The organism is Actinosynnema sp. NPDC059797 (genome assembly GCF_042732085.1).
Taxonomy (GTDB): Bacteria; Actinomycetota; Actinomycetes; order Mycobacteriales; family Pseudonocardiaceae; genus Actinosynnema.
In genome coordinates this window covers 24,302-31,121 of record NZ_JBHWIE010000066.1, presented here as the reverse complement: position 1 = coordinate 31,121, position 6,820 = coordinate 24,302, and the positions used below count along the sequence as shown (strand labels likewise).

At 75.7% G+C, this 6,820-nt stretch carries 3 protein-coding genes; all 3 read right to left on the bottom strand.

Annotated elements, in window-relative coordinates:
- Positions 1-3,331, bottom strand: a 3,331-nt coding sequence (locus ACFV4N_RS18215; protein WP_499673709.1) for a beta strand repeat-containing protein, incomplete at its 3' end; no start/stop codon positions are given.
- A gap of 201 nt (positions 3,332-3,532) precedes the next feature.
- The gene (locus ACFV4N_RS18210; protein WP_499673708.1) at positions 3,533-4,408 is read right to left on the bottom strand and encodes a hypothetical protein; all 876 of its coding nucleotides are present in this window, start codon (positions 4,406-4,408) and stop codon (positions 3,533-3,535) included.
- Positions 4,409-4,581: 173 nt separating this feature from the next.
- Positions 4,582-6,759 (bottom strand): translocation/assembly module TamB domain-containing protein, encoded by a 2,178-nt coding sequence (locus ACFV4N_RS18205; RefSeq protein ID WP_499673707.1) that lies wholly within the window; start codon positions 6,757-6,759, stop codon positions 4,582-4,584.
- Between the last annotated feature and the right edge of the window lie 61 nt (positions 6,760-6,820).

Here is a 6,820-nt window from a genome sequence, read left to right as displayed (position 1 = left end):
GCTCCACGCTGTTGAACAGCGAGACGGCGTCCAGGCCGGCCAGGGCCGGCGTCCGCAGCTGGTCCAGGTTCGGCGTCGAACCGGCGCCGAGGCCGTCCTGGAGCGGGTTGACGTCCAGGCCGCTCAGCCCGGTCGTCGGCAGCGCCGGCGCGGTGCGCGGCTGGGCGACGCCCGGGATCGGCAGGACGACCGGCAGCGGGACCGGGGAGGCGACCGGCAGGGTCGGCAGGGCCTGGTCGCGCAGCACGGCGGTCTGGTCGGTCACCAGGGGCAGCTGCTCGGTCAGGGCCAGCGAGTCGACCAGCGGCAGGGTGCCGGAGAACGACCGCTCACCCGAGGTGGCGGGCAGCAGGCCCTGCGCGGTGCGCGCCACGTTCGCCACGGCGGGCATCCGGTTGGTGACGGTGTCCCGCAGGTCCTCCTGGACGCGCGGCAGCACACCGGTCGGCAGGTCGGACGTCGGCTCCACCGAGGCCAGCGACCCCGTCGCCGCGGGCAGCGGCGCGGTGGGCAGCGCCGCGGGCAGTGCGACGGGCAGCGGCGCGGTGGGCTGCCCGGCGTCCGACAGCCCGTTCTCGGGCAGCTCCGCCGTCGGCAGCTCCCGGGCGCCGACCTGCGTCAGGTCCCCGCGCAGTTCCGAGCCGGCCTGCCGCACGGTCTTCGCGGGCGAGGCCATGCCCGGCACCTGGACGGGCAGCGGCCGGCCCAGGATGGGCAGGTGGCGCAGCTCCGCCAGGCCGGGGGAGTGCAGCGGCGACCGGTGCATCGGCAGCCGGTGCAGCAGCTCCAGGCTCGGCAGCTCGTCGATGCGCATCAGGTGGTCGATCCCCATCGGCAGCACGACGCCGCGACCCGGCTCGGACTCGTCCTCGCCGGTCCGCAGGCGGCTGCGGTCGGCGGCGTCGGTGGTGGCGGTGCCCGCCACCTCGACCGGCACGCCGAACATCCGGGCCACGCCCTCGGCGGGCACCTCCAGGTCGTGGGCCGTGAGCGGGCCGCTGCCCGTGGTCGTGGTGGTGCCCCCCGACGTGCTGTGCGCGTCACTGGCGGTCTTGGCGTCCGCCAGGCCGGCGGCGGTGAGCGCGTCGCCGTGCACCGACGGGGCGAGGGCGACCGGCGTGGTCAGCAGGTTGCCGGACCAGGAGGCGTCCTCGCCGGAGGTCAGGTGCCTGCCGCCGGCGATCAGGCCGGCGCTGTTGTCCGACTGGGAGTAGCCGTTGCCGGCGGCCGTGACCGCGTCGCCGAACAGCTGGAGCGGCACGGTCGTCTGGGGGCCGAGGCCGTTGCCGGAGAACGAGCCCGCGTCGCCGGAGGTGTAGACGTCGCCGCCGGAGAACGAGCCGAACTCGTTGCGGGTGTCGGACTCCACGTTGCCGCCCGCGCCGATCGCGCTGCCGAACGCCTGCGGCGAGGACGCCTGCGGCACCGACAGCACGTTGCCCGACAGGGAGCCCTCGTCGCCGGTCGTCACGGCCGAGCCGCCCGAGCGGGAGGCCAGGCTGCTGGTGGTGTCCGACGAGCCGTTGCCGACGCCGACGACCGAGTCGCCGAAGACCTGGGCCGGGTTCGAGGTCGGGACGTGCACGATGTTGCCGGACGCGGAGCCGTGCTTGCCGTTGGCCTGCGGCGGGTTGCCGAGGTCGACGCGGGTGTCGCTGTCGGTGGTGGAGGTGGGGTTGGCGACCGCGCCGCCGGTGTTGCCGAACACCTGGCCGCCGAGCACGGTCGGGGCCGACACGACGTTGCTGGACACCGTGCCGTTGTCGTCGACGCTGTTGGCCACGCGGCCCGAGCGGATCGACTTGTCCTCGGTGGTGCGGCCGTTCGAGCTGCCCGCCGCGCCGAGGGCGTTGCCGAACGCCTCGGCGGGCGCGCCCACCGGGACCTGGCCGATGTTGCCGGACAGGACGGCGTCGTTGCCCGTGCTGCCGTTGTAGCCGCCGGACTCCACGACCACGTCGTTGCCGCACTCGCTGTCGGCGATGCCGCCCGCGGTCGTGCCGTTGCCGCACAGGTCGGCCGCGCCCGCCGGGGGCAGGTTGGCCGAGTTGGCCGACAGCACCGAGCGGTCGCCGTTGGTGTAGGTGTCGCCGCCCGCGACGGTGAGCACGTCGTTCGCGTGCCGGGCGGAGGTGTTGCCCAGGCCCGAGGCCGAGTTGCCCGAGCCGGCCACCGGCAGCGCCACGGGCGCGTCGGCGTAGTTGCCGGACAGCACCGAGTCCTGGCCCGCGGTCCGGCTGTTGCCGCCGGCGTACGCGTCGTTGGTCGCCCGGCCGTCGACGTTCGTGTTGCCCGCGCCGCCGAGGGCGTTGTTGTCGGCCGAGGCGGGGCCGGCCAGGGACGGCTGCGCGATGTTGCCCGCGAGGGTGCCGTTCTTGCCCGTGGTCTCGGCCCACATCGAGGGGCCGCCCGGGAACGGGTGCGTGCCGCCCGCGTCCGCGTACGAGCGGTCGTCGGCGTTGGCGTCCGCGTTGCCCACGGCGCCGAAGCCGTTGCCGCTCACCCCGACGGTCGGGGCCAGCGGCACGCCGAGCACGTTGCCGCCGGCGCTGCTGCGGTCGCCGTCGGTGCGCAGCGAGCCGGGCGCGGTGGCCTGGTTGGACGCGGCGGAGGTGGTGTGCGAGTTGCCGCCGGCGGCGAGCGCGTTGCCGTTGGCCTGGACCGGCACGGCGCCCTGGAGCGCGGCGACGTTGCCGGCCAGCGAGCCGTGGCGGCCGGAGGTCCGCACGTCGCCGCCCGCGCTGGCGCGCTGGTCGGCGGTGGTGCGGCTCTCGGCGTTGGCCAGCGCGGCGACCGCGTTGCCGGTGACCTGCGGCGACACCGCGGCGGCGGCGCGGGTCGCGTTGCCGGCCAGCGTGCCGTACGAGCCGTCGGTCCGGGTCTCGCCGGCGCTCTCGACCGACCGGGAGCAGTCGGCCTCGGTGTAGGAGTTGCCGCCCGCGCCGACGGCGTTGCCGCACACGGTGAGCGGCATCGCGACGTCGGCGCCGACGGTGTTGCCGCGGGTGAGGCCCGACCCGCCGACGGCGGCCGTGCCCTCCTGCGCGCCGCGGAGCAGCGGGTTGGGCCGGCTCGCGATGCGGCCGGCCGGCGTGTCCGCCAGCGAGGGGGTGCTGATCTCGGTGTGCACGGCGGGCAGGTCGTGGTTGCCCAGCGGGGTGCCCAGGTTGTTGTGGTCGACGTCGACCGGGACGCGCACCCTCGCGTCGAGCGGGTTGGGGCGCGCGTCGGGGTTGACGTCTTCCTGGGCTGAAGCGATGCCCGTGCCGAGCATCAGCAAACCACCCGTGACAAGTGCGGTCTGGAGACCGCGCTTGGCCCAGGTTTGCATGGCTTCTCCTTCGTTCGGTGTCCCTGGCGGGAGGTGGTGGGTGACCGGACGCGCGAGCGCGTCGGAGGCGACGGCCACCCGGATTTCATGGGGTGGGAGGAGCGCGGCGTGGTCGACCGGCGCGGGAGCGCACACGAATGGGCGCGACGGTCGATTACCGGGCCTGCTCGTCAGCGAGCAGGCGCGGACCGCGCGCGTTGGTCAGTCAGGGGTGATGCCGGGCTGCTTGCCGGGCATCACGACGTTCCGCACGGTGGCGGGGAACAGAGCCCGGGCCACGGCGGTGTCGAAGAGGTGCGCGGACGCGGTCGTGTACGAACCGCTGCCGCCACCGGGGGAACCGGACCCGTCGCCACCGCAGGTGCAGTGGGCCGGCGCGCTGATCGGGGGCGCGAACGGCATCAACGGCAGTCCGGACGGGTCGCCCGGCAGGGACGACCCTGGTTCGGCGGCCGGCACCGGGGTGGTGCCGGGCGCCTGCTCGAGCCACAGTCGGCTGAGCCGGCCGAAGACCCCGGTCACCACCGGCGTGCCGGCATCGACCGGCACGACGGTGGTGGTGGGGGTGGTCTCCGGGGTGGGGTGCGTCGGCTGCCGGCCGATCGCCCCGATCGCCTCGTCGGCGGGGGCCACCGGCTTCAGCGGCGTCGACGGCGTCGACGAGCGGGGCTGGAACCAGGCGCCCACGTGCTCGACGGTGCCGCGGAGCTCCTCCGCGACGCGGCCGAGGTCGGGGCTCTCCTGCTCCCGCACCCGGGGTGCGCCCAGCGCGTCGCCCAACTCCCGCACGGTCCGGTCGAGCCCGGTGGAGCGGAGCCCGTCGGGGTCCACGACCCCGTCGGGACCGAGCCCGTCCTGACCGATCGGGGCCAGGGCCTCGTGCAGCGGACCTCGCGCGGTGATGCCGCCGACCACGTCGTGGTCGGTGTCCGACGCCGCCGCGGACGCGGGGGCCGCGGACAGCGCCCAGGCCGCGGCGGTGCCGGCCAGCGCGCCGCCGACGACCAGCAGGGCGCGGGAGAGCAGCCGCCGAACGCGGCTCGCCCCCGTTCCCACACGCCGGTCAACGGCAGACATCGCTGGATTCCTCTCACCACGCGCACTGGGTTCGCCGGCACCGGGATCAGCACGTCCGATGCGGACGTGATCAAGCCGACGCCGAGAGACTGCCAGGAACCGGGCCGGGTCCGCACTCATTCGCCGCCCGGTTCGCCGGATCGTGTGACGGGGAGGGGTGTTTGGCCTCGGGGTCAGACCCGCTTGAGGACGCGCGCCGCGCCGGCCGCCGCCGTGGACGCCAGGATCCAGCCCACCGCGATCAGCGAGCTGGAGATCCACTGGGACGGCCCGCTGAACTTCCACTTGCCGTCCTGGCCGAGGTCGACGATCGGGACCAGCAGGTCCACCGCCAGCAGCCACGCGTTCCACGTCGGCGACTCGTCATCGTTGAGCCTGGGCATCTCGTGGCCCAGGAACCACAGCGCGCCGAACAGCCAGAACGCGGTCAGCCAGGCGATGGCGAGCCAGGGCCGGTAGCCGTAGCCGACCGTCCAGCGCTGGAGGGCGCCCCACACCCGGCCGGCCACGCCCAGCTCGGAGTAGCGCCGGTGCTGCTTCGCGATCTGCACCAGCTGGGCCAGCTCCTCCTCGCCGCCGTCCCGGTACACGGCCGCGAGCTGCTCGTAGGGGCCGGGTGCGAAGTCCGGCTGCACCTCGCGCAGCCACCGCAGCCGGGTGCGCACGTCGACGGGCGGCGTGGACGAGATCGAGCGGAACGTGAAGTCGTCCACGTCCACCCCGCCGGTCGCGGCCCACAGCCCCGGCCCGTCCTGGACGGCCGTCGCGTCGCACCGGGTGAGCAGGACCCGGCCGACCGGCACGTGCTCCTCGTCCAGCCGCAGCACGAGTTGCTGCACGTGCAGCCCGTAGGCGTTGAGCGCGATGTCGCCGCCCGGACCGCCGAGCCGCGCGCCCGCGAACGTGGCCATCTTGCCGACCTCGGCGAGCCTGATCCGCACGCCGCCCGCGGCGGTGAAGCCGTGGCTGCACAGGAGGTCCTTGCCGATGGAGGCCACCCTGGCGTCCAGCGACGGCTTGACCCGGCCGTCGGGCAGGCGGCGCGGCGCCAGCAGGCTCGCGCCCGAGCAGTCGAGGGTGGAGCCGATCTCGGCGTTCTGGAGGCGCAGCGAGCCCCTGGCGCGCAGCTCGCGCAGGAACAGGGTGCCGCCGACGCGGAGCCGGTCGGCGAACAGGACGTCGATGCCGGGGCCGTGCAGCCGCGCGCCGGACAGGGAGGCGCTGCCCCGCACATGCGCGTCCACCAGGCGCACCTGCCCGTAGGCGCACAGCGCGTCGCCGCGGGGTCCGCCGCCGTTGACCGCGCCGCGCGCCTCGAGGTCGCCGCGGACCTGGATGCCGTCGGCGTGCAGGGCGACCGGGATGCGCTGGACCGCCTCGGACGGCGGTTCCCCCGGTTCGCCCACCGCGTCGCGGCGGCCGATCCGGGCGCCGGACAGCCGCAGGTAGCCGCCGATGTCGGCGTTGGGCAGGCGGACCGTGCCGGAGGAGGTGAAGCCGTCGTCCAGCTCCACGTTGCCCTCGACCCGGATGCGGTCGGCGACCAGCGCGGCGGACTCGTCCGCGGTGCCGTGCGGGATGACCAGGACCGGCCGGTCGGCCACGCCGCCGTGCAGGCGGGCGCCGGAGAACACGGCGCTGCCGCCGACCCGGGCGCCGTCGAGCAGGACGCGGCCCTCGGCGGTGAACCGGCCGCCGTCGGTGTCGCAGAACAGGTTGCCCGCGATGGTCACGCCGGTGGCGTCCAGGGCGGTCTGCCCGGCGTTGACCAGCCGCGCACCGCCCAGGTGCACGTTGCCGCCGATGTTCGCGCCGCGCAGCCGCACCTCGCCGCCCGCGCGCAGGGCGATGGCCTGGAGGGAGCCGGACACGCGGACGCGCGCGGCGAGCAGGGCGTGGTCGCCCCTGGCCCGCAGCACGGCGCCGGCCAGCCGCAGCGTGCCGTCGACCGAGGCGTCGGTGAGGTCCACCGCGCCGTCGCTGGTGAAGCCCGCCTCCAGCACCAGGTCGCTGCCGACGCGCAGGTTGCGCCCGAGCAGGCCGGGCACGTGGCAGCCGCGCAGCCGCAGGCCGACCAGGCGGGCCATGCGCAGGTCCGGCGGCTGCTCGAAGGTGCAGTCGTGCAGGTCGACGACGTGGTCCACCCGCAGGCCCTCCAGCGCGAACGGGCCGACCACGTTCGCGCCGACCAGCCGCAGCGCCGCGCCGCGCAGGCCGTCCAGCGGCAGGTCCGCCAGCAGGGACGACAGCAGCTCGCCGCGGACCGTCCGCTCCCGCTTGGGCGCCCTCGGGTCGAACCGCACCCGCCTGCCGGCGGCGAACGCCTCGCGCACGCTCTGCTCAACGGTCACGCCCCGATCCGATCACCCGCGGCGCGACCCCCGCCAGGTTTTGGTGGTTTGCGTCGCAGCC